The sequence below is a fragment of the Wenjunlia vitaminophila DSM 41686 genome (genome assembly GCF_000380165.1).
Lineage (GTDB): Bacteria > Actinomycetota > Actinomycetes > Streptomycetales > Streptomycetaceae > Wenjunlia > Wenjunlia vitaminophila.
Genome location: NZ_KB904654.1, coordinates 95,113 through 119,426, shown reverse-complemented (window position 1 = coordinate 119,426; position 24,314 = coordinate 95,113). Strand labels below are relative to the sequence as shown.

Here is a 24,314-nt window from a genome sequence, read left to right as displayed (position 1 = left end):
GGTGACTCGTGGAGCTGACTGGTACTAATAGGCCGAGGGCTTGTCCATTGATGCTACGTGTCCACTGTGTGGTTCTGGGGCAACAACCAGACCGGTTCCCCTTTTGTGGGGTGTGTGTTGGTTGTGTGTCTGTGTGTGTTTCGGTGGTTATTGCGTGAGGGAAACGCCCGGTTACATTCCGAACCCGGTAGCTAAGCCTTACTGCGCCGATGGTACTGCGAGGGGGACCTTGTGGGAGAGTAGGACGCCGCCGGACAAATTTTGGTGAGGGATCTGGGTTGTTGTCTTCGGACAACAACCCAGATCCCTCCTTTTTTTGTGCCATGGGGCGTCCGCAGAGGCCCGGGAGGGGGAGGTGGGACGCCAGCGGCGCGGTACCGTCGTTCATCGTGGGACGGGACCGGACGGGACGGGGCGACTGGCCTGGCCTGGGCCGGGAGCGTGCCCGGTTCGGCCCATGGCCCGTTCCCAGGGCTTTGCTGCTCCTGAATGGCCAGGCCACACATAGGGTATGGCTGGATTCTTGGGGTATCTGGCTAACGGACTGGCCCGTGGCTATGGTCGGCAATCATGAAGCAGCCGCGCCATGTGGTGATCGTCGGCTTCGACGACGCCGAGATGCTCGACATAGCTTGCCCATCCGACGCCATGGACGCAGCGAACCGGTTGGGGGCCGCCCGCCCCTACCGGGTGGAGCTGGCCAGTCTGGGAGGGCGACCTGTGCGGTGCAGCTCCGGGTTGGTGCTCGTCGGCCAGGTTCCACTGGAGAAGGTCTCGGGGCCGCTGGACACCTTAGTCGTCGCCGGTGGTCTGGGACACGGCGTCGCGGCGGCGAACGGGCGGCTCCTGGCCGAGGTACGCCGACTGAGCCGGGCCAGCCGTCGGATCGCGTCCGTGTGCACCGGTGCCCACGTGTTGGCCGCAGCGGGCCTGTTGAACGGCCGACGGGCCACCACCCACTGGTCGTACGCGGGCAGGATGGCGGCGGCCTACACGTCAGTCACTGTGGATCCGGCCCCGCTGTACATCAAGGACGGCAACGTCTACACCTCTGCGGGAGTCACCAGCGCGCTCGATCTGACGCTGGCCCTGATAGAGGAGGACAATGGCGCGGAGCTGGCACGATCCGTGGCGAGGACACTGGTCACCTACCTCCAGCGCCCGGGGAACCAGGCCCAGGTGAGCGTTCCGCCGGCGGCCCCGTTACCGGAGCACCGGATGGTGCGCACCGTCGTCACCTACATCTCGAACCACCTCAGCAGCGATCTGTCGGCCCCCACGCTGGCCCGGGTGGCAGGAGTGAGCCAGCGACACCTGACCCGGTTGTTCGACGGGCACTTGGGCACCTCCCCAGCGAGGTACGTGCGGGTGGCGCGCACTGAGGCGGCGGCCCAACTGCTGGTGCAGAGCTCGTTGCCGTTGACCGCGGTGGCCCGCAAGTGCGGCTTCACCTCCACGGAGACCCTCCGCCAGGCGTTCTCCGACCTGTACGCCACGTCCCCCTCCGCGTACCGCAACGTCAACCGCCGCAGCAGCGCCTGACGCAACCGGCCTCGGCCGCGGGTGGTCTAGTCGGGCTGCGGGATGCGCATGGCCAGGATCGCCATGTCGTCGGACGGCGCGTCGCTGGCGAAGTTCTCCACGGCGCGCTGGACCCTCGAGGCGACGGCTCCCGCGGTGAGGCCGGTGCACTGGGCGAGGACCTCAGCGAGTCCGTCGTCACCGAGCATCCGGGAGTCCTCGCGGCGTTCGGTCACCCCGTCGGTGACGCACAACAACACGTCACCCGGGGCCAGCTCGATGGTCTGCTCGGCGAGCTCCAACTCCTCGATGACCCCGAGCAGTGGCTGGGGGTCGGCGGCGGGCTGGACCGTGCCGTCGGGGCGGAGCAGGAGCGGCAGTGGGTGGCCGGCGCAGACCGCCTTGAGGACGGTGCTGCCGTCGGGCTGGGGCCACATCTCGCCGTAGAGGAGCGTGAGGAAGCGACTGCGGGCGCCCTCGTCGAGGATGGCTGCGTTGAGTCGTTCCAGGACGGCCGGGGCGCCGAAGCCCTCACGGGCCAGCAGCCGCAGGGCATGGCGGGCGAGGCCGGTGACGGCCGCCGCCTCCGGGCCGGTCCCGCAGACGTCGCCGATGGCGAAGCCCCAGCAGCCCTCACGGATGGGGAACAGGTCGTAGAAGTCACCACCGACCTCGTTGCCCTCGCCCGCCGCCCGGTAGACCACCTCGACCTCCACGCCGGGGATGTGCGGCAGCTCCGGCGGCAGCAGGCTGCGCTGGAGGGACTGGCTGATGGCGGTGCGCTCCGAGTACAGCCGGGCGTTGTCCAGGGCCAGGGCGGCACGACGGGACAGGTCCTCGCCGAGCTCGACGATCTCCTGGCGGAACCGCTCGTCGGTGGGTTTGCCGAGGGCGAGCAGGCCGATCACCCGGTCGCGGGCGATCAACGGGAGCACCACCGTCTCGCCACCGACCGCGGCGGCGGTGGCCAGTGCGGTGCCCGGGCCGGTGGCGGGCCGCCCCGCCTCGCCGAGCCCGAGGGAACGCAGGGAGGCGCGCAGCGCCGCGGCGTGCGCGGCGTCCGCCGGGGCCGTCCACTGTCGCGCGCTGCGTTCCGCGGACGGCGGGTCGACACGTTCCAGGAGGGCCCGCAGGCCGTCGATGCGGTCCTCGTCCTCATGCAGGACGAACGCCAGGTAGGGCTCGGAGCGCTCGTCGGCGATGGTGTAGATCGCGCACCAGCTCGCCAGCGTGGGGACGGTCATCTGCGCCATCAGGGCCAGGGTCTGGTCCCGTTCCAGCGTGCCGGCCAGCAGGTCGGACGCCTCGACGAGGAAGGACAGCGAGCCCCGGCGCAACCGCTCGAGTTCGTTGAGCCGGGCGCTCTCCACCGCCAAGGCGATCCTGTCGGCGGCGAACTGCAGGCGCAGCGCCTCCTCGTTGCCGTAGCGGTGCGGTGCCTCGGCGGCGACGCCGAGCGAGCCGGTGAGGCGACCCTCGACCTTCAGCGGGACGGTGACCACCGAGCGCATGCCGGTGCCGGCGAGCAACGGGACTGCGCCGGGCGCGACGGTCAGGTCATCGTGCACGGCCGGCATCCGGGCGCTGCCGTAGCGGCTGGTGCCGGCCTCCACGGGGACCCGGGCGAAGCGCTGGCGGGCCGAGGGGAGCCCGGTTGAGGCGCGTACCTCGAGCTCGGTCTCGTCGTCGGTGGCCAGCAGCAGGTAGGCGGCGTCTCCGTCGAGCATGTCGCGGGCGCGTTCTACGGTGCGCTGCAGCAGGCCGTCGAGGTCGTCGGGGGTGGGGGTGCCGATGAACACCTCGAACGGATCGGCGGTGCGCCGGGACGACCAGGGGTCCCCGGTGCGGGCGGCGGCGGTGTCGGTGCCTGCCGGCCCCGTCACCGCTCCCGGGGTGGTCCCTCGGGCCGGGGTCTGGAGCACGGCGCGCTCGGTGTCGCGGACCAGCAGGCACACCGACGAGGGTTCGCCGGACGAGTCGCGGACGCGCAGGTGGCTGCCGTACACCGGCAGGACCCGGCCCCCGGCGCCGCGGATGCCGTACGAGCCCTCCCAGCGGGACAGGGCCAGGGCCTCGGCGAACCCGATGCCGGTGCCCGGGGTCTGGGGCCAGGCCGCGAGGTCGGCGAGGGGCTTGCCCACGACCTCCTCCGCCCGGTGGCCGAAGAGCACCCGGGCGTCCTCGTTCCAGGAGCTGATCACGCCTCCGCGGTCGACCTGGACCACGGCCACCCGGACCGGCTCGTCGGTGGCGGGCAGGGCACCGGTCGGGAGCACCGGCCCGGCGAGCCGGGTCCCCGCGGGTCGCTCGGGCAGTTCGAGGTGGAACCACACCTGTTTGTGGGTGGGCGTGTACTCCACGCCCCAACGGGCGGCGAGTGCCGCGCACAGCAACAGGCCGCGACCGCCCTCCCGGTCGGGGCCGGCGCCGCGCCCGACGATGCCGTCCCTGAGCGGTAGTTCCCGTTCGGGATAGCGGTCGGCGACCTCGATGCGCACGCCGGTGTGGTGACGCAGGCAGCGCACATCGGCGGTCGTGCCGGCGTGCACCACCGCGTTGGTGACCAGTTCGCTGGTGAGGACCACCGCGTCGTCCACGATGTCGGAGAAGCCCCAGCCCTGGAGGGTGTCCCGGACGAAGGCGCGGGCGGTCGCAACGGAGCGCCCGACCGGTTCGAAGGTGGCGGCTGCCCGCGCGGTGATCACGGTTCTCCTTACCTGTGCCTGGTGGCCGGGGGGGATGTCGTCAGGGCCGGGGCATCCGCTCACGGCGGTTGGTTCGACGGCGCCAGGAGCTGGCCCGTGCTGCCCGATCACGACGGCCCCCCTCCCTCCCGGCCTGCCGGTGTGCGCCGTACCCCACGCGGGGTGGTCCGTGCCAGGTTACTTACCCACCGGGCCGCCGTGTGTCCCGGTCGTGGGTGTTTTCCAGCGGCGTCCGCTGGCGGCGCTGGCCGGAGTGCCGGACGGGCCGGGTGAAGCTCCGGAAGCGTTATGGCCTTGAGCCTTCGTGGTGAAACACTGGTGGTTGACCCGATGCTCATCCGGGTGGTGTTTTGGTTCGACCCTGCGGGAGGGACACGGTGGAGTCTGGCCCATCGGCGCGAGGTGGCGTCGCCTCGGGTGTGCAACGTGCTACTCGACGCGGCTCGTCCGCCGTGCGGAACGGTACGCGCGCCAGGGCCCGGGGGACCGTCGAGGTGGACGCCGCGTCGCTGAACCGGCTGCTGACGGCGCTGGAGGCGATGCGGGACGGCAACTTCCGCAAGCGCCTGACCGTGACCGGCGACGGTGTGATGGCTGAGATCGCCGCGGTTTTCAACCAGATCGCGGACCGCAACCAGCACCTCACCGGGGAGCTGTCCCGGGTGCGCAGGCTGGTCGGCCGGGAGGGCAAGCTCGCCGAGCGGCTGGAGACGGGGCCGTGTGACGGCTCCTGGGCCACGGCGATCGACCACTCCAACGCGCTCGTCGACGACCTGGTGTACCCGGTGGCCGAGGTGGGGCGGGTGCTCGCCGCGGTGGCCGAGGGGGACCTGGAGCAGCGGATGGAGTTGCGTCCGCGGTCCTTTGACGGCTCCCAGCACGCCTTGCGGGGTGAGTTCCTCAAGGTCGGCCGGACGGTGAACGGTCTGGTGGACCAGTTGTCCACGTTCACCGACGAGGTGACCCGGGTGGCCAGCGAGGTGGGCACCGAGGGCAAGCTCGGCGGGCAGGCCAGGGTGCGCGGCATGTCCGGGAGCTGGCGTGACCTGATCGACTCGGTGAACACCATGGCGGCGCAGCTCACCGCGCAGGTCAGGGACATCGCCCTGGTCACCACGGCGGTCGCCAGGGGTGACCTGTCCCGCAAGGTCACCGTGCGGGTGGACGGCGAGATGCTGGCCCTGAAGGACACCGTGAACACCATGGTGGACCAGTTGTCCACGTTCGCGGAGCAGGTGACCCGGGTGGCCCGGGAGGTGGGCACCGAGGGCAAACTCGGTGGTCAGGCGCAGGTGCCGGGTGTCGCGGGCACGTGGAAGGACCTGACGGACTCGGTCAACACCATGGCGGGGAACCTGACGGCGCAGGTGCGGGACATCGCGCAGGTCACCACCGCGGTGGCCAACGGGGACCTGTCGCAGAAGATCACAGTCAGCGCGAGCGGTGAGGTCGCACGCCTCGCTGAAACGATCAATGCGATGACGCAGACGCTGAGCACCTTCGCCGACGAGGTGACGCGGGTTGCGTCGGAGGTCGGTGCGGAGGGGCGGCTGGGTGGTCAGGCGCAGGTGCCGGGTGCCGCGGGCACGTGGAAGGACCTGACGGACTCGGTCAACACCGCCTTCCGCAACCTGACGGCGCAGGTGCGGGACATCGCCCAGGTGACCACCGCGGTCGCGTACGGTGACCTGTCGCAGAAGGTCGCGGTGGATGTCTCCGGCGAGATGCTGGAGCTCAAGAACACCGTGAACACCATGGTGGACCAGCTCTCCGCCTTCGCGGCCGAGGTCACCAGGATGGCGCGGGACGTGGGTACCGAGGGCAGGCTCGGCGGCCAGGCCGAGGTGCCAGGGGTGTCCGGGGTGTGGTGGGACCTGACGGACTCGGTCAACTCCATGGGCCGCAACCTCACCGACCAGGTCCGCAACATCGCGCAGGTGACCACGGCGGTGGCCCGGGGCGACCTGAGCCAGAAGATCACCGTCGACGCCCGTGGCGAGATCCTGGAGCTGAAGGACACCGTCAACACGATGGTGGACCAGCTCTCGGCGTTCGCGGCCGAGGTCACCCGGGTGGCCAGGGAGGTCGGTACCGAGGGCAGGCTCGGCGGCCAGGCCAAGGTGCAGGGCGTGGCGGGGGTCTGGCGGGACCTGACCGACTCGGTGAACGGAATGGCCGGGAACCTGACGGCGCAGGTCCGCAACATCGCCCAGGTCGCCACCGCGGTGGCCCGGGGCGACCTGAGCCAGAAGATCACGGTGGACGCCCGTGGCGAGATCCTGGAGCTGAAGAGCACCCTGAACACGATGGTGGACCAGTTGTCCACGTTCGCCGAGCAGGTGACCCGGGTGGCCAGGGAAGTGGGCACCGAGGGGAAGCTGGGCGGGCAGGCCGACGTCAAGGGCGTCGCCGGGACGTGGAAGGACCTGACCCAGTCCGTCAACGAGATGGCGAACAACCTGACGGCGCAGGTGCGGGGGATCGCCGAGGTCACCCAGGCGGTGGCCCGCGGGGACATGTCCAAGAAGATCACTGTGGACGCCAAGGGAGAGATCCTGGCGCTGGTGCTCACGGTGAACACGATGGTGGACCAACTCTCCGACTTCGGCGACGAGGTGACCCGGGTGGCCCGCCAGGTGGGCACCGAGGGGCGCCTCGGCGGTCAGGCCCGGGTCCGCAACGCCTCGGGGATCTGGAAGGACCTGACCGACAACGTCAACCTGATGGCCAACAACCTGACCAGCCAGGTGCGGAACATCTCGCAGGTCGCGTCGGCGGTGGCCAGCGGCGACCTCACCAAGAAGGTCACCGTGGAGGCACGCGGCGAGGTCGCCGAGCTGGCTGACACGGTCAACGAGATGACGGAGACGCTGCGCAAGTTCGCCGAGCAGGTGACCCGGGTGGCCCGTGAGGTGGGCACCGAGGGCCGGCTGGGCGGGCAGGCCGACGTGCCCGGGGTGTCGGGCACCTGGAAGGACCTCACCGAGTCGGTGAACTCGATGGCGTCGAACCTGACCACCCAGGTGCGGAACATCGCGCTGGTCACCACCGCGGTGGCCAAGGGCGACCTGACCAAGAAGATCGACGTGGACGCCCGGGGGGAGATCCTGGAGCTGAAGACGACGATCAACACGATGGTGGACCAGCTCTCCGCGTTCGCCGACGAGCTGACCCGCGTGGCCCGGGAGGTGGGTACGGAGGGCATCCTCGGCGGCCAGGCCCGAGTCCCCGGTGTGGTCGGCACCTGGCAGGACCTGACGGAGTCGGTGAACGAGCTGGCCAGCAGCCTGACCCGGCAGGTCAGGGCGATCGCCGAGGTGGCCACCGCGGTGACCCGTGGGGACCTCACCCCGAGGATCGACGTGGACGCCGCGGGCGAACTGGAGATGTTGAAGAACAACATCAACCAGATGATCCACAACCTGCGGGAGACCACGCAGACCAACCGTGAGCAGAACTGGCTGAAGACCGAGCTGGCCCGCATCTCCGGGCTGATGCAGGGCCGGCGGGAGCTCCGGGACGTCGCTGCGCTGATCATGAGCGAGCTGACCCCGGTGGTGGGTGCCCGGCACGGCGCCTTCTTCCTCGCCGAACCGGCGCTGGAGGCCGAGGGCGGCGACGAGGCCGGTCTCCGGCCGGGCAACGAGGAGGTGGAGCTGCGGCTGATCGGCGGCTACGGCTACTCCACCCGCTCCATGCCGACCACCTACCGCATGGGTGAGTCACTGGTCGGTCAGGTGGCGTTGGAGAAGGCGACGATCCTGGTGGAGTCCGCTCCGCCCGGCTACTTGAAGATCGCCTCGGGGCTGGGGGATGCCTCTCCGGTCAACGTGGTGGTGCTGCCGGTGCAGTTCGAGGGCCAGTTGCTCGGGGTGATCGAGCTGGCCTCGTTCCAGCCGTTCACCCAGGTCCACCGGGACTTCCTGGACCAGATCGCGGAGATGATCGCGGTCACCGTCAACACCATCGGGGTCAACACCAAGACCGAGGCGCTGCTGCGCCAGTCCCAGGAGCTGACCACCCAGCTCAAGGAGCGTTCGGCCGAGCTGGAGAGCCGGCAGGCGGCGCTGCAGAGGTCCAACGCGGAACTTGAGGAGAAGGCCGAACTGCTCGCCCGGCAGAACCGCGACATCGAGATCCAGAACAACAAGATCGAAGAGGCCCGGCAGGTGCTGGAGGAGCGGGCCGAGCAGCTCGCCCTGTCCATGCGGTACAAGTCCGAGTTCCTCGCGAACATGTCGCACGAGCTGCGCACCCCGCTGAACTCGCTGCTGATCCTGGCCAAGTTGCTCGCCGACAACGCGGAGAGCAACCTGTCGCCGAAGCAGGTGGAGTTCGCCGAGACGATCCACGGCGCCGGCGCCGACCTGCTCCAGCTCATCAACGACATCCTTGACCTGTCCAAGGTCGAGGCAGGGAAGATGGACGTCAGCCCGACCAGGATCGCGTTGGTGCAGTTGGTGGACTACGTCGAGGCCACGTTCCGGCCGTTGACCGCCGAGAAGGGCCTGGACTTCTCGGTCAGGGTCTCGCCGGAGCTCCCGCTGACCCTGCACACCGACGAGCAGCGACTGCTCCAGGTGCTGCGGAACCTGCTGTCCAACGCGGTGAAGTTCACCGACACCGGCGCGGTGGAGCTGGTGATCCGACCGGCCGGCGAGGACGTTCCGGTGTACATCAAGGAGCAGTTGCTGGAGTCCGGGGCGATCCAGGACCCGGAGCAGGAGATGATCGCGTTCTCGGTCACGGACACCGGGATCGGCATCGCCGCCAGCAAGATGCGTGTGATCTTCGAGGCGTTCAAGCAGGCCGACGGCACCACCAGCCGCAAGTACGGGGGTACCGGCCTGGGCCTTTCGATCAGTCGGGAGATCGCCAGGCTCCTCGGCGGGGAGATCCACGCGGACAGCCAGCCGGGGCGGGGCAGCACCTTCACGCTGTACCTGCCGCTGGTCTGCGGGGAATGGCCGGCCTCCGGCTACCCGCAGTTGTCCGCGCTGCCCGAGGGCGACTCCACGGAGGGCGCGGACGCCCCGCTGCACGACCTGGAGCCGTCGGCGACCACCCGCAGTAGGGCCGGGGGCGGCCTGGCCAGGATTCGCAGGAGTCGGGCGGCGCGTCGGGAGAGCGCGTCGGCCGCTGCGGCCGGCCAGCCTGCGGTACAGTCACCCGCGCGGGACTCATGGGTCCAGCCCTGGGAGGACTCCGCGGGTGGTGAAGGTTTCAAGGCCGGGTTCCAGGGACAGAAGGTCCTCGTCGTCGATGACGACGTCCGTAATGTGTTTGCGCTCACCAGCGTGCTCGAGCAGCATGGCCTGACCGTGCTGTACGCCGAGAACGGACGCGAGGGGATCGAGGTCCTCGAACAGCATGACGATGTCGCGCTCGTCCTGATGGATATCATGATGCCGGAGATGGACGGGTACGCAACGACGGCGGCGATCCGCAGGATGCCGCAGTTCGCCGGGCTGCCGATCATCGCCCTCACCGCGAAGGCGATGAAGGGGGACCGGGAGAAGAGCATCGAGGCGGGCGCGTCGGACCACGTGACCAAGCCGGTGGACACCGACCACCTGCTGACCGTCATGGGCCAGTGGCTGGGCGCGCGTTGAGCGGCTGACGACCCGTGGGCCACACGGTGCGGGCGGCGCTCAGCGGAACCTTCCCGGTCCGAAGCGCGTTCTCGGTACGTGCACAGTGACATGTCGGTGACAGGGTGTGGCGAACGGTGGGGTGCGGCTACCATGACCGGCACAAGGACGGGCGGCCTACAGAAGCCGTCCCTGGGGGCAGCGCCCGGTGCTTCCCCGAGCTCTTCGAGCAGGGGAGGCCCCATGCCGGGACGAGGAGGTTGGGCCATGGTGCAGAAGGCCAAGATCCTCCTGGTCGATGACCGGCCGGAGAATCTGCTCGCGCTGGAGGCCATCCTCTCCGCGCTCGATCAGACGCTGGTGCGGGCATCGTCCGGAGAAGAAGCACTCAAGGCATTGCTCACCGACGACTTCGCGGTGATCCTGCTCGATGTGCAGATGCCGGGCATGGACGGGTTCGAGACCGCGGCGCACATCAAGCGGCGAGAGCGGACCAGGGACATCCCGATCATCTTCCTGACGGCGATCAACCATGGCCCGCACCACACCTTCCGGGGTTACGCGGCGGGTGCCGTGGACTACATCTCCAAGCCGTTCGACCCGTGGGTGCTGCGCGCCAAGGTGTCGGTGTTCGTCGAGATGTACCGGCAGAACTGCCAGCTCAGGGAGCAGGCGTCGCTGCTGCGGCTTCAGGTGGAGGGCGGTCAGGGGGAGGGCGGCAGCGGCCCGGCCCAGGAGTCCACCGGCCTGCTGGCCGAGCTGTCGGCCCGGCTGGCCGCGGTGGAGGAGCAGGCCGAAGCGCTGTCCAAGCAGCTCGACGGCTCCTCGGACGCGGCGGCGATCGCCACCGCGGCCCATCTGGAACGCAAGCTCTCCGGGCTCCGGCGTGCCCTGGACGCGCTGGAGCCGGGCAGCTAGCCCCCGGTGCGCCCGTCGTCCGGTAGCTGGTGCCCCTGGTCGCGCCCCCTGGTCACACTGCATGCTCCGGGGTGCGGGTCACTGCCGGTCGGGCGCCGATCGACACGCGTACCCGGTGTACACGTGTTCCTGCGTGGGCGGAACGCTAATCTCCCAGCATGGCCACAGGTACGGCCCGGGGCGGGCCGGGAAGCAGGGGCGGCCCGCGGGCGCGGCGGCCACCAAGAGGGCTCCAGTGAAGAAGACTCCCGCCAAGAAGGCGCCGGCGAAGAAGAGTTCGGCGAGCAGGGCCGCGGCCAGCAAGGCCCCGGCGAAGCGGACCGGGGCGAAGAAGGCCCCGGCGAAGAAGGCTGCCGCCAAGGCCCCGGCGAAGAAGGCCCCGGCCAAGGCCGCGCCCCCACCGCCCCCGCCGTCGCCCACCCGTCCGGTGCTGCGGCTGCTGCGTGCCTGCTGGCTCGCGCTGGCCCACACCGTGGGGGCCGTGCTGCGCGGAATAGGCAAGGGGGCCAGGGGGCTGGATCCGGCGCTGCGCAAGGACGGGCTGGCGCTGTTCCTGCTCGGACTGTCGCTGGTGATCGCCGCGGGAACCTGGTCCCGGTTGGACGGGCCCGTCGGGGACCTGGTGACGTGGTTGATCACCGGTGCCTTCGGTCGGCTCGACCTCGTGTTCCCGGTGGTGCTGGGCGTGGTGGCGGTCCGGCTGATGCGCCATCCGGACCGGCCGGACGCCAACGGACGGGTGGTCATCGGCCTCTCCGCGCTGGGCGTCGGTGTGCTGGGGCTGGTGCACCTGTGGTGTGACGCACCGGAACGTGACGCCGGCTCCAGGAGGCTTCGCGAGGCGGGTGGCCTGGTCGGCTGGGGCGTCGCCAAACCGTTGTTGTTCACCGTCGGGTCGGCGTTGGCGCTCGTGCTGCTGCTCCTGGTGACCTTCTTCGGGTTGCTGGTGATCACCGCGACCCCGGTGAACGCGGTACCCCGGCGGATGCGGCAGTTGGGCGCCAGGATCGGCGTGGTGCGGGCGCCGGTGGCCGAGGGGGAGTGGGAGGACGAGCGAACCGGCGGCCACCCCGTCGCGGAAGACGGGGCCGAGGCGGTGCCGGCACCGCGTCGCCGCTCCGTCCGCCGTCGGTCCGAGACACCGCCGTTCGAACACCTGCCCGTTGACGAGGACGACCTCTGGGACGAGGCGGAGGAGGAGGCCGGTTCGCCAACCCCGCCGCCGTCCCCCCGCCGCCCCCGGCGCCGCTCCCGGGCGAGGACCGCGGCGCCCTCCTCGGACGCCGTGGAGGTGGCGCAGGCCGCCGCGGCGGCTCTGGACGGCGCGGTGTTGCACGGGGTGCAGCCGTCCCCGGTCGTCGCTGGTCTGCGGGAGACGGTACGGGGAGCGGGGGGCGCCGAGGGGGGCGAGCGGGACGCCGGCCGGGAGGCGACGCCCACCCCGCCACCGGCGCGGCCCCAGGCCCCCTCGGGGCACGAGTCGGAGGCTGCGCCCGAGGTGCCGCCGAGGACCGAGCCGCTGCCGCCCCGCGCCGAGCAGTTCCAGCTCTCCGGGGACGTCGGCTATGCGCTGCCGCCGTTGCGCCTGCTGGAGCGCGGCGGGCCGGGCAAGGCGAGGAGCCAGGCCAACGACGACGTGGTGCGGGCCCTGACCGTGGTGTTCTCCGAGTTCAAGGTGGACGCGAGGGTCACCGGGTTCACCCGTGGTCCGACGGTGACCAGGTACGTGGTGGAGCTCGGGCCCGCGGTCAAGGTGGAGCGGATCACCGCGTTGGCCAAGAACATCGCCTACGCGGTGGCCAGTCCGGACGTGCGCATCCTCAGCCCGATCCCGGGCCGCTCGGCGGTGGGCATCGAGATCCCCAACACCGACCGGGAGATGGTCAAGCTCGGCGACGTGCTGTGTTCCCAGGAGGCGGGGCAGGACGAGCACCCGTTGCTGGTCGCGCTGGGGAAGGACGTGGAGGGCGGCTACGTCGTCGCCAACCTGGCCCGGATGCCGCACGTGCTCGTGGCCGGCGCGACCGGCGCGGGCAAGTCCTCGTGCATCAACGGACTGATCACCTCGGTACTGGTCAGGGCCACCCCGGACCAGGTTCGGATGGTGTTGGTCGATCCCAAGCGGGTCGAGCTGACCGCGTACGAGGGCATCCCGCACCTGATCACGCCGATCATCACCAACCCCAAGCGGGCCGCGGAGGCGTTGCAGTGGGTGGTGCGCGAGATGGACCTGCGGTACGACGACCTGGCGGCGTTCGGCTTCCGGCACATCGACGACTTCAACCGGGCGGTGCGTACCGGCGGGATCACCCTGCCGCCGGGCAGTGAACGGGAACTGGCGCCGTACCCGTACCTGTTGGTGATCGTGGACGAGCTGGCGGACCTGATGATGGTCGCGCCGAGGGACGTGGAGGACTCCATCGTCCGGATCACCCAGTTGGCCCGTGCCGCGGGCATCCACCTGGTGCTGGCCACCCAGCGTCCCAGTGTGGACGTGGTCACCGGGCTGATCAAGGCGAACGTCCCGTCCCGACTGGCGTTCGCGACGTCCTCGCTGGCGGACAGCCGGGTCATCCTGGATCAGCCGGGGGCCGAGAAGCTCATCGGCAAGGGCGACGCCTTGTTCCTGCCGATGGGCGCCAACAAGCCGGTCCGGATGCAGGGGGCCTATGTCACCGAGCCGGAGCTCGGTGCGGTGGTGGAGCACTGCAAGGCCCAGCTCACCCCGACGTACCGGGAGGACGTGACCGTCGGCGGCGGCCGCAAGAAGGAGATCGACGAGGACATCGGGGACGATCTCGATTTGCTCTGCCAGGCCGCGGAGCTGGTGGTCTCGACACAGTTCGGGTCCACCTCGATGTTGCAGCGCAAGTTGCGTGTAGGTTTCGCTAAGGCGGGCAGACTGATGGACCTGATGGAGTCTCGCGGGGTCGTAGGCCCGAGTGAGGGATCCAAGGCCCGTGACGTGCTGATCAAGCCCGATGAGCTCGATTCCGTCCTGGCCACGCTCCGTGGGGACGGCCCGCCCTGAGAGCCGGTCGGCGATCCGCCGTCAGGCCGCCTGTTAGCTCGAACGAGTGAGACTTGTGGGGGAGGTGCATAACCGTTTCCGCCTTTCGTGAAAAGTGCCTGGGCAATGGTGGTGAACCCGGGGACGTCATCGGGCAATCCCGATGGCCGACAAACCGGCGCCACCGCTTGCCTATCGCTTTCCGACCGGTCCTAGACTGAATGACCAGCAGGTGGCTCACGCTCGAAAGGCGCTCTCGTGTCCATCGGCAACCTCCCTCCCGGTGACTCCGTTCCCGACCCACAGCCCTCGGTCGGCCGTGTCCTCGCTCAGGCGCGTCTGGACGCCGGCCTGACCGTCGACGAGGTCAGTGCCCGCACCCGGATTCGTGTCCCGATCGTGCGTGCGATCGAGGAGGACGACTTCTCCCGGTGTGGCGGCGACTTCTACGCCCGCGGCCACGTCAGGCAGATCGCCAAGGCCTTGGGGATCGATTCGGGCGCCCTGGTCGCGCGGTACGACGCCGAGTACGGCGCGCCCACACCCACTCAACCCGCTCAACTGTTCGAGACGGAGCGGGTCCGTACCGACCGACGCAGGCCCAACTGGACGGCGGCGATGGTGGCCGCCATCGCGGTGGTGATCGCGTTCGTCGGGTTCAACCTGGTCCGAGGCGGCGATGACTCGGGCTCTCCCAGGGCCGGCGGCTCGTCCGCCAGTCCGACCGCCAAGCCGACGGACAAGAGCAAGGAGCCCGGAAGCAAGGTGGGCCGGCCCGCGCCCACGGACAGCGCCATCGCCGCCGCGCCCCCGGACAAGGTCACGGTCAAGGCCACCGCGGTCGATGACCGCAGTTGGATCTCCGCGACCAGCAAGAACGGCAAATCGCTGTTCCAGGGGACGCTGGAGAAGGGCAGTTCCGAAACCTTCACCGATGACGAGGAGATCAAGCTGGTGATCGGCAACGCCGGTGCCATCAAGATGTTCGTCAACGGCAAGGACCTCGGGACGCCCGGCGAGCCAGGAGACGTCGCCCGACTGACCTTCACCCCCGGTGATCCGGAGGCCGGCTGACCGACGGCGCTGCCCGACCGGCGTCCTCCTCGGTGCCGCCGCGGTCCTGGACCGCGGCGGCACCGACGTGTCCGCCACCCCCGGCCCGCCCGCTCCTGGCCGGCGGCGGGCGGCGGGCGGCGCGATGTGAATACCTCACGTGGCCCGCGGGGTGGGCGCCGGGCTCGGACAAAGTAGGCTGACTCCATGCCCGAACGCCGTACCGTCGCCCTCGTCACCCTCGGTTGCGCCCGCAACGAGGTGGACTCAGAAGAGCTCGCGGGGCGCCTGGCGGCCGACGGGTGGCAACTCGTCGAGGACGCCGCGGACGCCGAGGTCGCCGTCGTCAACACCTGTGGCTTCGTCGAGGCGGCCAAGAAGGACTCGGTGGACGCCCTGCTCGAGGCCAACGACCTCAAGGGCGTCGGGCGGACCCAGGCCGTGGTCGCCGTCGGGTGCATGGCCGAGCGCTACGGCAAGGAACTCGCCGACGCCCTCCCGGAGGCGGACGGCGTGCTCGGCTTCGACGACTACGAGGACATCTCCGAGCGGCTGCGCACCATCCTCGCGGGAGGGGTGCACGCATCCCACCTCCCACGCGACCGGAGGAAGCTGCTGCCGGTCAGTCCCGCCCTGCGGCAGTCCGCGCAGGTCGCGCTCCCCGGGCACGGCGCGGCGCCGGACACGGGCCCCGCGGACCTGCCGCCCGGGGTCGCCCCCGCCTCCGGCCCCCGCACGCTGCGGCGCCGTCTCGCCGACGGGCCCTTCGCGGCGGTCAAACTGGCGTCTGGTTGTGACCGCAGGTGCGCCTTCTGCGCCATCCCCTCCTTCCGCGGCGCGTTCGTCTCCCGCCGCCCGTCCGACGTGCTCGCCGAGACCCGCTGGCTCGCCGAGCAGGGCGTGCGGGAGATCATGCTGGTCAGTGAGAACAACACCTCCTACGGCAAGGACCTGGGCGACCTGCGGCTGCTGGAGACGCTGCTGCCGGAGCTCGCCGCCGTCGAGGGGATCGAGCGCGTGCGGGTGAGCTACCTCCAGCCGGCCGAGATGCGGCCCGGGCTGATCGAGGTGCTGACGTCCACCCCCAAGGTCGCCCCCTACTTCGACCTGTCGTTCCAGCACTCCGCGCCGGCGGTGCTGCGCGCCATGCGCCGTTTCGGGGACACCGACCGCTTCCTCGAACTGCTGGCCCAGGTCCGGGCGAGGAGCCCCGAGGCCGGGGTGCGTTCGAACTTCATCGTCGGCTTCCCCGGTGAGACCGAGGCCGACCTGGCGGAGCTCGAGCGCTTCCTGGGGCTGGCCGGGCTGGACGCCATCGGGGTGTTCGGGTACTCCGACGAGGAGGGCACCGAAGCCGCCGGCTACCCGGGCAAGCTGGAGCCGGACGAGGTCGCCGACCGGCTGGCCCGGGTCTCCAGGCTCGCCGAGGAGCTCACGGCCCAGCGTGCCGAGGAGCGCCTGGGCAGCACGGTGCGGGTGCTGGTGGAGTCGGTCGAGGACGGGGAGGCCACTGGCCGCGCCGAGCACCAGGCGCCGGAGACCGACGGCCTGGTCCGGCTCGTCGGCGGTGACGTGCGCGTGGGCGCGATGGTGGAGGCCAAGGTGATCGACACTGAGGGAGCCGACCTGGTGGCCGAGTGCTGTGGGGCGACCCCGTGAGCTCGGTCCCCGCCTCCGGCGCGCCCGTCCCCGGTGTTCCGGGCACGGGTGCCTCCGCCTCGGTGCCGCAGCCGGGGGGAACGTCGGGGCGGGGGGCGACCCGTGGTGTGCGCCGGCCGGTGCCGCCCGCCGGTCTCGGTGACCGTACCGTCCGCGCCGTCAGCCTGTGGAACATCGCCAACGCGCTGACCATGCTCCGCCTGGTGCTCGTGCCGGGGTTCGTGGTGCTGCTGGTGCACGACGGCGGTGACGACCCGGCGTGGCGCTCCTTCGCCTGGGCCGCGTTCAGCGTGGCCATGATCACCGACCTCTTCGACGGCGAGTTGGCGCGGCGGAACAACCTGGTCACCGACTTCGGTAAGATCGCCGACCCGATCGCCGACAAAGCGATCATGGGGGCGGCGCTGATCTCGCTCTCCGCCCTCGGGGACCTCGCGTGGTGGGTCACCGCGCTGATCCTCGTCCGCGAGCTGGGCATCACCCTGATGCGGTTCTGGGTGATCAAACACGGAGTGATCCCGGCCAGCCGGGGCGGCAAGCTCAAGACCCTCACCCAGGGCATCGCGGTGGGGATGTACGTGTTGGCCCTGACCGGCCCACTGGCCACGGCCCGTGCCTGGATCATGGCGGCGGCGGTGGTGCTGACCCTGGCCACCGGCATCGACTACGTCAGGCAGGCAGTGGTCCTGCGTCGGGCCGGGCTGCGCCGGGCACAGGAGGGGACACGTTGAACCTGGCGGCCGAGGTCCTCGTACTCCTGCGGGAGCGCGGGGCCACCCTGGCCGTGGCCGAGTCGCTGACCGGTGGCCTGGTCGCGGCGGAGCTGACCGCGGTCCCGGGGGCGTCCCAGGCAGTCCGTGGCTCGGTGACCGCCTACGCCACCGCTGTCAAGAGGTCGGTGTTGGGGGTCGACCCCCGACTGCTCGAGGAGCGAGGGGCGGTCGACCCGCAGGTGGCAGAAGAGATGGCACGGGGTGTACGGCGGCTCCTCGGAGCTGATTACGCAATAGCCACTACGGGAGTAGCGGGTCCCGAACCGCAGGACGGCAAGGCGGTCGGCACGGTATACGTAGCGGTGGTCGGACCGGAGGGTTCCACAGCCGTTCGTCCCGCCGTCACCGGCGATCGGGACGGGATTCGCAAGGGCACGGTGGACGCGGTGCTCGGCCTGCTGCGCGACACGCTCCGTGGCGCACCGGGCGCCCGCCCCGACCAAGGGAGGGGATCAGTGGAGGAGCAGGGGGACAGCGGATGATTGCAGCCCTGAGTGAACACGACTTCGCTCCCCGCACGCTCGAGGCCGAAGGCGGTACGGTGGGGCAGAGACATTGCGCGACAACGGTCCGAGGAGGGAGCCACCGATGATCCTGCTTCGTCGCCTGTTGGGTGACGTGCTGCGTCGGCAGCGCCAGCGCCAGGGCCGTACCCTGCGTGAGGTGTCGGCTTCGGCTCGGGTGTCGTTGGGGTACCTGTCAGAGGTGGAGCGCGGGCAGAAGGAGGCGTCCTCCGAGTTGCTCTCCGCGATCTGCGACGCACTCGACGTGCGGATGTCCGAGGTGATGCGCGAGGTCAGCGATGACCTGTCGCTGGCGGAGCTGGCCCAGGGAGAGTCGGTGCGCCCGGTGCTGGTCGAGCCGGTCACGGTGCCGGAGGAGCGGGTGGGAAGCCTGGACTCCTCCGCCCAGGCGGTGGACGTGGTAGCCGCCTAGGCTCCAGCCGGCGGCCTCGGGCCAGGTCGTTGTCCGCGGCTTCGGCTCCTCGCATTCGGCACCCGGTGCCACCCTGGGCGGGCGGATCTCCAGTTCCCCGGACGTGGTGTGCCCCGGCGGAAGGCCCGTGTCCTGGGTGCGCCGGTCGGGGTGCCCACAGGCGCCGCGGATGCGAGACGCCCGTGCCGGGGGCAGGGTGGAGCCATGACCGAAGGCGTGTACCCCGCTATGGCCCCGATCATCGTCCTGGGTGTCAATGCCGCTGACCCACCCTTCCGCATCGTGGAGATCAAGGGCGAGGTGGTGGGCAAGGCGTTCGACCTGCGGGACGTCCTGGAGTTCGCTCGCCGCGCCGGGCTCGAGGACCTCGATCTGGACGATCCCAAGATGGTCACCTGGGTCGGTGGGGACCGGTACACCTGGCACGCCTGACCGAACCCACCACGAGGTGGTCCCTCAGTACGTGGAGGGCGGTGTGGGGGTGCGGCGGGTCGGTGCCGGAGCCGGGCCGTCCTGGCAGACCAAGCACCAGAAGGTGATCCGGGCCTGACCGGGCGGACCCTGTTCGGCACCGACGACCGTGGTGCCGCAACGCCGGCAGGGGCGCCCCGCCTGCCCGTAGACCCAGTGGCGGCGGCCGGGGCGGGTGTCCCCGGTGGTGACGTGACCGACGCGGTTCTTGTTCGCCTCCAGGGTCCGCTTGGCCAACGCGACCAGGCGTTCCGGCTCCGGGACGTCGGCCACCGGCGTCCAGGGCGTGATCCCCCGGAGAAAGCACAGCTCCGACTTGTAGACGTTGCCGATGCCGGCCAGGACCCGCTGGTCGAGCAGGGCCTCTCCGACCGGGCGACCGGGGTCGGCGACGAGCCGGCGCACCGCCTCGGCCGCGTCCCAGTCCGCGCCGAGGAGGTCCGGGCCGAGGTGACCGACCACCCGGTGTTCCTCCGAGGTGGGCAGCAGGTCCAGGACCGGAAGCCGGTAGCCGATGGCGACCCGCCGCACGTTGCCCAGGACGGCCCGCACCTGCCAACCCGGGCCGCCGCGCCAGCGTTCCCCGGCCGCCTGGACCCGCCAGGACCCGTCCATCCGCAGGTGGCTGTGGAGGGTGACCCGGCCGTCCACGCGGATCAGCAGGTGCTTGCCACGGGACAACACCTGGGTCACCCGCCGGCCGGTCAGGTCCACGGTGGCCAGCGCGGGGGTGCGCAGGTCGGCCGTGGTCAGCTCCCGTTCGGCCAGGGCCTCGCGAAGCCGCTGGGCGGTCAGCCAGATGGTGTCGCCCTCAGGCATGTCCTCTCCTCACCGGGCGCCCGTCAGGGCCCCGAACCGTCGGTGGGTGGCGGGCACGGGCCGACCGCGTGTCCGCACGGGCCCGGCGGGGCGCCGCAGGCTCAGGCCCGCAACAGCAGCCCCCTGGGGGTGGCGTGGAACCCCGCGGCTTCCAGGGCCCGACCCACTGCTGAGCCCAGGGCGGGCTCACCGTTGGCCCGTTCCACGGTGATCCTGCCGAGGGCCCCCTCCCGGACGGCGAGGGCCAGGGCGTCAGCCGCGCTCTGGAGCCGCTCGGGATCGGCCTGCCAGCAGATCAACGACTTGCCGCCCCGCTCCACGTACAGGGCGAGCTCGCCGTCGGTGAGCACCACCAGCGCCCCCGCCTTGCGCCCCGGTTTGTGGCCGTGGTGGGGCGGGTCGGGCCAGGGCAGGGCGGCGCCGTAGGCGTTGGCGGGGTCCGCGGCGGCCAGCACCACGGCACCGGGCCGCTTCCCGCGGTCCTCGGCGCCGTTCCTCTCCCGCGCGGTGTGCACCGCACGCAGCCGGTCCACCGCGCCGTCCGTGGCGAACTGGGCCGCTCCCAGGGACTCCACCACATAGCCGCGCCTGGCCCGTCCGGCCTCCTCGAACGCCGACAGCACCCGGTACGCCGCGGAGAACCCGCCGTGCACCCCCTCCGCCGCGACCGCGCCCCTGGTGACCACGCCGTGCCGGTCCAGCAGGGCCTGGGCGACGGCGTGCGCCCGGTGTGTGGAGTCGGTGACCCGGCCGGGGAGCAGGGACCAGCGGCCCGCGGTGGTCGGCGGCCCGGCCCGCGAAGCCGCGCTCCGGGCCGCCAGCAGCGGGCCGCCACCGACCCGCGGCAGGCCGTACCGGCCGCGGGGCACCGCGCGTGGTGCCCGGTGCGCGGTTGCCCCCGCCGTCCGCCCGGACCCCATCAGGGCACGCAGCGGGGCGAGGGTGTCGTTGGTCAGGTGTCCCGCCCAGGCCAGCTCCCACAGGGCCGCGGCCAGGGTGGCGTCGTCCACGTCCAAGCCGCTGGCGCCGACCCGGTCGGCGAGCTGGCGGAAGAACATCCCGTAGCCGCCGGCCAGCGCCTGGAGGACCGCCCGGTGCACCTCGGAGAGCTCCACCGGCTGTGGCTCGGGCAGCAACAGCGGCGCCGTGTCCGCCAGGTACAGCGCGACCCAGCCGTCCTTGCCCGGGGCCGCCCCGGCGCCGGCCCACACCACCTCGCCGGACGCGGTCAGCTCGTCCAGCATCGACGGCTGGTAGCCCGACACCCGGGAGGGCAGTACCAGGCGCTCCAGGGCCGAGGCCGGCACGGGAGCGCCCTGGAGCTGCTCCACGACCCGCAGCAGCCCGTCCACTCCGCGCAGGCCGTGCGCACCCAGGTGTTGCCACTGGGGCAGGAACGCGGCCAGGGCGCCCGGCGGGACCGGCTCCACCTCGCGCCGCAGCGCCGCGAGGGACCTCCGGCGCAGCCTGCGCAGCACCTCGGCGTCGCACCAGTCCTGGCCGGTGCCGCCGGGCCGCAACGCGCCGTGCACCAGCCGCCCGCCCGCGGCGAGCCGCTGGAGCGCCCCGGTGACCACGGCGGTGCCGAGCCCGAAACGGGCCGCCGCCTGGTCCGCGGTGAACGGGCCGTGTGTCCGGGCGTACCTGGCCAGCAGGTCACCCAGCGGGTCAGCGACCGGCTCGGTGAACGCCTCCGGCACCCCGACGGGCAGTGCGGTGCCCAGGGCGTCCCTGAGGCGGCCGGCGTCCTCGATCGCCGCCCACCGGTCCTCGCCCGCCACCCGCACGGTGATCAGCCGCCGGGCCGCGGCCAGCTCCGCCGGCCAGGACCGCTCACCGCCTCTCTCCTCGACCTCCGCGGTGGTCAGCGGGCCGAGCAGCCGCAGCAGGTCGGCCACTCCTTCGGCGTCCCGGACCCGGCGGTCGTCGGTGAGCCGTTGGAGCTCGCGCTCCAGCTCCTCCAGCGCCTCGGGATCGAGCAGCTCGCGCAGCTCGGCCTGCCCCAGCAGCTCGCCCAGGAGGCGGGAGTCCAGCGAGAGCGCGGCGGCCCGGCGCTCCGCCAGCGGCGAGTCGCCCTCGTACAGGAACTGCGCCACGTACCCGAAGAGGAGCGAGCGGGCGAACGGGGAGGGCTCCGGGGTGGTCACCTCGACCAGCCGCACGCGACGCGCCTGGACGTCCCGCATCAGCTCGACCAGGCCGGGTACGTCGAACACGTCCTGCAGGCACTCGCGGACCGCCTCGAGGACGATCGGGAACGAACCGAACTCCGACGCCACCTGGAGGAGCTGGGCGGCTCGCTGCCGTTGCTGCCACAGCGGGGTGCGCCGGCCCGGGCTGCGCCGGGGCAACAGCAGCGCCCTCGCCGCGCACTCCCGGAACCGGGAGGCGAACAACGCCGAACCGCCCACCTGGTCGGTGACGATCCGCTCGATCTCGTCCGCGTCGAACGTGACGGTGTCCGCGCCGACCGGGACGCCTTCGGGGGCGTCGCTGCTGGGGTGCGCGACCCCGGAGACCGGGGGCGGGGCGTCCAGCAGGTCCAGGCTGAGCATGTCCGCGTCGGGCAGCCGCAGCACGATCCCGTCGTCCGCGTGCATCACCTGGGCGTCGAACCCGTAGCGTTCGGTCAGTCTGGCGCCGAGCGCCAGCGCCCACGGGGCGTGCACCTGGGCACCGAACGGCGAGTGCACCACCACCCGCCAGTCACCCAGGTCGTCGCGGAAGCGTTCCACCACGATCGTCCGGTCGTCCGGGACGTGTCCGCATGCCTGCCGTTGCTCGGCGAGGTAGGCCTGGAGGTTCTCCGCCGCCCAGTCGTCGAGGCCGGCGGCGCGCAGCCGCTCTGCGGCCCGCTCCGGGGTGAGCCGGCCGACCTCCCGCAGGAACCCGCCGATCGCCCGCCCCAGCTCCAGGGGCCGGCCGAGCTGGTCCCCCTTCCAGAACGGCAGCCGGCCGGGGACGCCCGCGGCGGGGCTGACCAACACCCGGTCCCGGGTGATGTCCTCGATCCGCCAGGAGGTGGTGCCCAGGGTGAACACGTCCCCGACCCGGGACTCGTACACCATCTCCTCGTCGAGCTCGCCGACACGGCCCCCGCCCTTCTTCGGGTCGGCGCCGACCAGGAACACCCCGAACAGACCGCGGTCGGGGATGGTGCCGCCGGAGGTCACCGCGAGGCGCTGCGCCCCGGGGCGCCCGGTCACCGTGCCGGCCACCCGGTCCCACACCAGGCGCGGGCGGAGCTCGGCGAACGCGTCCGAGGGGTACCGGCCCGCGAGCATGTCGAGCACCGCCTCGTACGCCGACTGCGGCAGTGACGTGAACGGCGCCGCCCGCCGCACCAGGGTCAGCAGCTCCTCCACGTCCCAGGTGTCCAGCGCGGTCATCGCGACGATCTGCTGGGCGAGCACGTCCAGGGGGTTGCTCGGCACCCGCAGTGCCTCGATCCCGCCGGAACGCATCCGCTCGGTGACCACGGCGGCCTGCACCAGATCGCCCCGGTACTTGGGGAACACCACGCCGGAGGAGACCGCGCCCACCTGGTGGCCGGCCCTGCCCACCCGTTGCAGCCCGGAAGCCACCGAAGGCGGCGACTCCACCTGGACCACCAGGTCGACCGCGCCCATGTCGATGCCCAGCTCGAGGCTCGAGGTGGCCACCACGGCGGGGAGCCGCCCGGCCTTCAGGTCCTCCTCGACCAGGGCGCGCTGTTCCTTGGAGACGGAGCCGTGGTGGGCGCGGGCGAGCACCGCGGGAGCGCCCCTGGCGGCCCCGGACCCGGCCATGATCTGCGCCGGGGAGCCCGGCTCGGGCAGCGGCTCCCCGGTGGCGCGCTCGTGGCCGATCTCGTTGAGCCGGTTGCACAGGCGCTCGGCGAGGCGGCGGGAGTTGGCGAAGACGATGGTCGAACGGTGCTCCCGCACCAGGTCCGCGATGCGCTCCTCGACGTGGGGCCAGATCGACGCCTGCCGTTCCGGGCCCGCCGCGGGGCCGCTGTGCTCGGTCACGGGGGAGCCGCCGAGCTCGCCCATGTCCTCCACCGGGACCACCACGGAGAGGTCGAACGTCTTGTTGGACGGCGGCTGGACCACCGTCACCTTCCGCTGCGGCGACAGGAACCGCGCCACCTCGTCCACCGGCCGGACCGTCGCGGACAGACCGATCCGCCGCGCCGGGCGTTCGAGGTGGTGGTCCAGGCGCTCCAGGGTGAGCGCCAGGTGCGCCCCGCGCTTGGTGCCCGCCACCGCGTGCACCTCGTCCAGGATCACCGTCTCCACGCCGCCGAGCACGTCCCTGGCGGCGGAGGTGAGCATCAGGTAGAGCGACTCCGGAGTCGTGATCAGGATGTCCGGGGGCCGGGTGACCAGGGCGCGCCGCTCCGCGGCCGGGGTGTCTCCGGAGCGGATGCCCACCCGGACCTCGGGCTCGGGCAGCCCGAGCCGGACCGCCTCCTGGCGCAGACCGGTGAGCGGGCTGCGCAGGTTGCGCTCCACGTCCACGGCGAGGGCCTTCAACGGGGACACGTACAGCACCCGGCAGCGCTTGCGCGCCTCGGCCGGCGGCGGGGTGAAAGCCAGCCGGTCCAGGGCGGCGAGGAAGGCGGCCAGCGTCTTGCCGGACCCGGTGGGCGCGACCACCAGCACGTCGAGGCCCGCGCCGAGCGCCTCCCAGGCCCCCGCCTGCGCGGCCGTGGGCGCGCGGAAGGCCCCCGTGAACCACGCACGGGTGGCGGGGGAGAACGCGGCCAGCGCGGCCTTCGCCGACTGGTCCGCGCCCGGCGAACGCGGGTGCGACATTCCTCCATCCTGCCTCGCCCCACTGACAGACGGCCGACCGGTGGCCCCGACCGGTGGGG

Annotated in this window: 13 protein-coding genes and 1 rRNA gene; 11 read left to right on the top strand and 3 right to left on the bottom strand. The window is 71.8% G+C overall.

Annotated features, from left to right (window positions below):
• Positions 1-139 precede the first annotated feature (139 nt).
• Both rrf and A3IG_RS0107200 read left to right on the top strand, forming a co-directional pair.
• Positions 140-256 (top strand): 5S ribosomal RNA (gene rrf / locus A3IG_RS0107205).
• 314 nt (positions 257-570) lie between these two features.
• Complete coding sequence (locus A3IG_RS0107200) at positions 571-1,542, top strand: GlxA family transcriptional regulator (RefSeq protein WP_040910976.1); 972 nt, start codon at positions 571-573, stop codon at positions 1,540-1,542.
• Positions 1,543-1,568: 26 nt separating this feature from the next.
• Here A3IG_RS0107200 and A3IG_RS0107195 read toward each other — a convergent pair whose 3' ends face one another.
• Positions 1,569-4,226 (bottom strand): SpoIIE family protein phosphatase, encoded by a 2,658-nt coding sequence (locus tag A3IG_RS0107195; RefSeq protein ID WP_018382872.1) that lies wholly within the window; start codon positions 4,224-4,226, stop codon positions 1,569-1,571.
• Between the two features lie 539 nt (positions 4,227-4,765).
• Here A3IG_RS0107195 and A3IG_RS0107190 point away from each other — a divergent pair.
• The 9 genes from A3IG_RS0107190 to A3IG_RS0107140 all read left to right on the top strand — a co-directional run bounded on the left by A3IG_RS0107190 (position 4,766) and on the right by A3IG_RS0107140 (position 18,598).
• A complete protein-coding gene (locus A3IG_RS0107190; protein WP_104530681.1) occupies positions 4,766-9,838 on the top strand; it encodes a HAMP domain-containing protein in 5,073 nt (1,690 codons plus the stop codon).
• Between the two features lie 246 nt (positions 9,839-10,084).
• The gene (locus A3IG_RS0107185) at positions 10,085-10,735 is read left to right on the top strand and encodes a response regulator (protein ID WP_018382870.1); all 651 of its coding nucleotides are present in this window, start codon (positions 10,085-10,087) and stop codon (positions 10,733-10,735) included.
• 427 nt (positions 10,736-11,162) lie between these two features.
• The gene (locus A3IG_RS0107175) at positions 11,163-13,766 is read left to right on the top strand and encodes a DNA translocase FtsK (protein ID WP_018382868.1); all 2,604 of its coding nucleotides are present in this window, start codon (positions 11,163-11,165) and stop codon (positions 13,764-13,766) included.
• Positions 13,767-14,003: 237 nt separating this feature from the next.
• Positions 14,004-14,819, top strand: a complete 816-nt coding sequence (locus A3IG_RS0107170) for a helix-turn-helix domain-containing protein (protein ID WP_018382867.1) — start codon at positions 14,004-14,006, stop codon at positions 14,817-14,819.
• A 186-nt stretch (positions 14,820-15,005) separates the two neighbouring features.
• Positions 15,006-16,457 carry a 30S ribosomal protein S12 methylthiotransferase RimO gene (gene rimO / locus A3IG_RS0107160; RefSeq protein WP_018382865.1) on the top strand — a complete coding sequence of 484 codons (1,452 nt, stop codon included), beginning with the start codon at positions 15,006-15,008 and terminating at the stop codon, positions 16,455-16,457.
• Positions 16,454-17,188, top strand: a complete 735-nt coding sequence (gene pgsA, locus A3IG_RS0107155) for a CDP-diacylglycerol--glycerol-3-phosphate 3-phosphatidyltransferase (protein WP_051087415.1) — start codon at positions 16,454-16,456, stop codon at positions 17,186-17,188. Before rimO ends, pgsA begins: the two co-directional genes overlap by 4 nt.
• Positions 17,185-17,712 (top strand): CinA family protein, encoded by a 528-nt coding sequence (locus A3IG_RS0107150; RefSeq protein WP_018382863.1) that lies wholly within the window; start codon positions 17,185-17,187, stop codon positions 17,710-17,712. Before pgsA ends, A3IG_RS0107150 begins: the two co-directional genes overlap by 4 nt.
• 106 nt (positions 17,713-17,818) lie before the next feature.
• Complete coding sequence (locus A3IG_RS0107145) at positions 17,819-18,166, top strand: helix-turn-helix domain-containing protein (protein ID WP_018382862.1); 348 nt, start codon at positions 17,819-17,821, stop codon at positions 18,164-18,166.
• A gap of 204 nt (positions 18,167-18,370) precedes the next feature.
• Positions 18,371-18,598 (top strand): hypothetical protein, encoded by a 228-nt coding sequence (locus tag A3IG_RS0107140; protein WP_026219986.1) that lies wholly within the window; start codon positions 18,371-18,373, stop codon positions 18,596-18,598.
• A 24-nt stretch (positions 18,599-18,622) separates the two neighbouring features.
• On the opposite strand, the gene A3IG_RS0107135 is transcribed toward A3IG_RS0107140, so the two are convergent.
• Together A3IG_RS0107135 and A3IG_RS0107130 are read right to left on the bottom strand one after the other, a co-directional pair.
• Positions 18,623-19,456 (bottom strand): DNA-formamidopyrimidine glycosylase family protein, encoded by an 834-nt coding sequence (locus tag A3IG_RS0107135; protein WP_018382860.1) that lies wholly within the window; start codon positions 19,454-19,456, stop codon positions 18,623-18,625.
• Positions 19,457-19,557: 101 nt separating this feature from the next.
• On the bottom strand, positions 19,558-24,255 hold the full coding sequence (locus A3IG_RS0107130; RefSeq protein ID WP_018382859.1) for an Lhr family ATP-dependent helicase: 4,698 nt from the start codon (positions 24,253-24,255) through the stop codon (positions 19,558-19,560).
• Positions 24,256-24,314 lie beyond the last annotated feature (59 nt).

Excerpts from the sequence above, each read along its gene's own strand:
- A3IG_RS0107140 (WP_026219986.1), top strand. The coding sequence starts at position 18,371 with ATGACCGAAGGCGTGTACCCCGCTATGGCCCCGATCATCGTCCTGGGT.
- A3IG_RS0107135 (WP_018382860.1), bottom strand. The coding sequence starts at position 19,456 with ATGCCTGAGGGCGACACCATCTGGCTGACCGCCCAGCGGCTTCGCGAG.
- A3IG_RS0107190 (WP_104530681.1), top strand. The coding sequence starts at position 4,766 with ATGCGGGACGGCAACTTCCGCAAGCGCCTGACCGTGACCGGCGACGGT.
- rimO (WP_018382865.1), top strand. The coding sequence starts at position 15,006 with ATGCCCGAACGCCGTACCGTCGCCCTCGTCACCCTCGGTTGCGCCCGC.
- A3IG_RS0107130 (WP_018382859.1), bottom strand. The coding sequence starts at position 24,255 with ATGTCGCACCCGCGTTCGCCGGGCGCGGACCAGTCGGCGAAGGCCGCG.
- A3IG_RS0107145 (WP_018382862.1), top strand. The coding sequence starts at position 17,819 with ATGATCCTGCTTCGTCGCCTGTTGGGTGACGTGCTGCGTCGGCAGCGC.
- A3IG_RS0107185 (WP_018382870.1), top strand. The coding sequence starts at position 10,085 with ATGGTGCAGAAGGCCAAGATCCTCCTGGTCGATGACCGGCCGGAGAAT.
- A3IG_RS0107200 (WP_040910976.1), top strand. The coding sequence starts at position 571 with ATGAAGCAGCCGCGCCATGTGGTGATCGTCGGCTTCGACGACGCCGAG.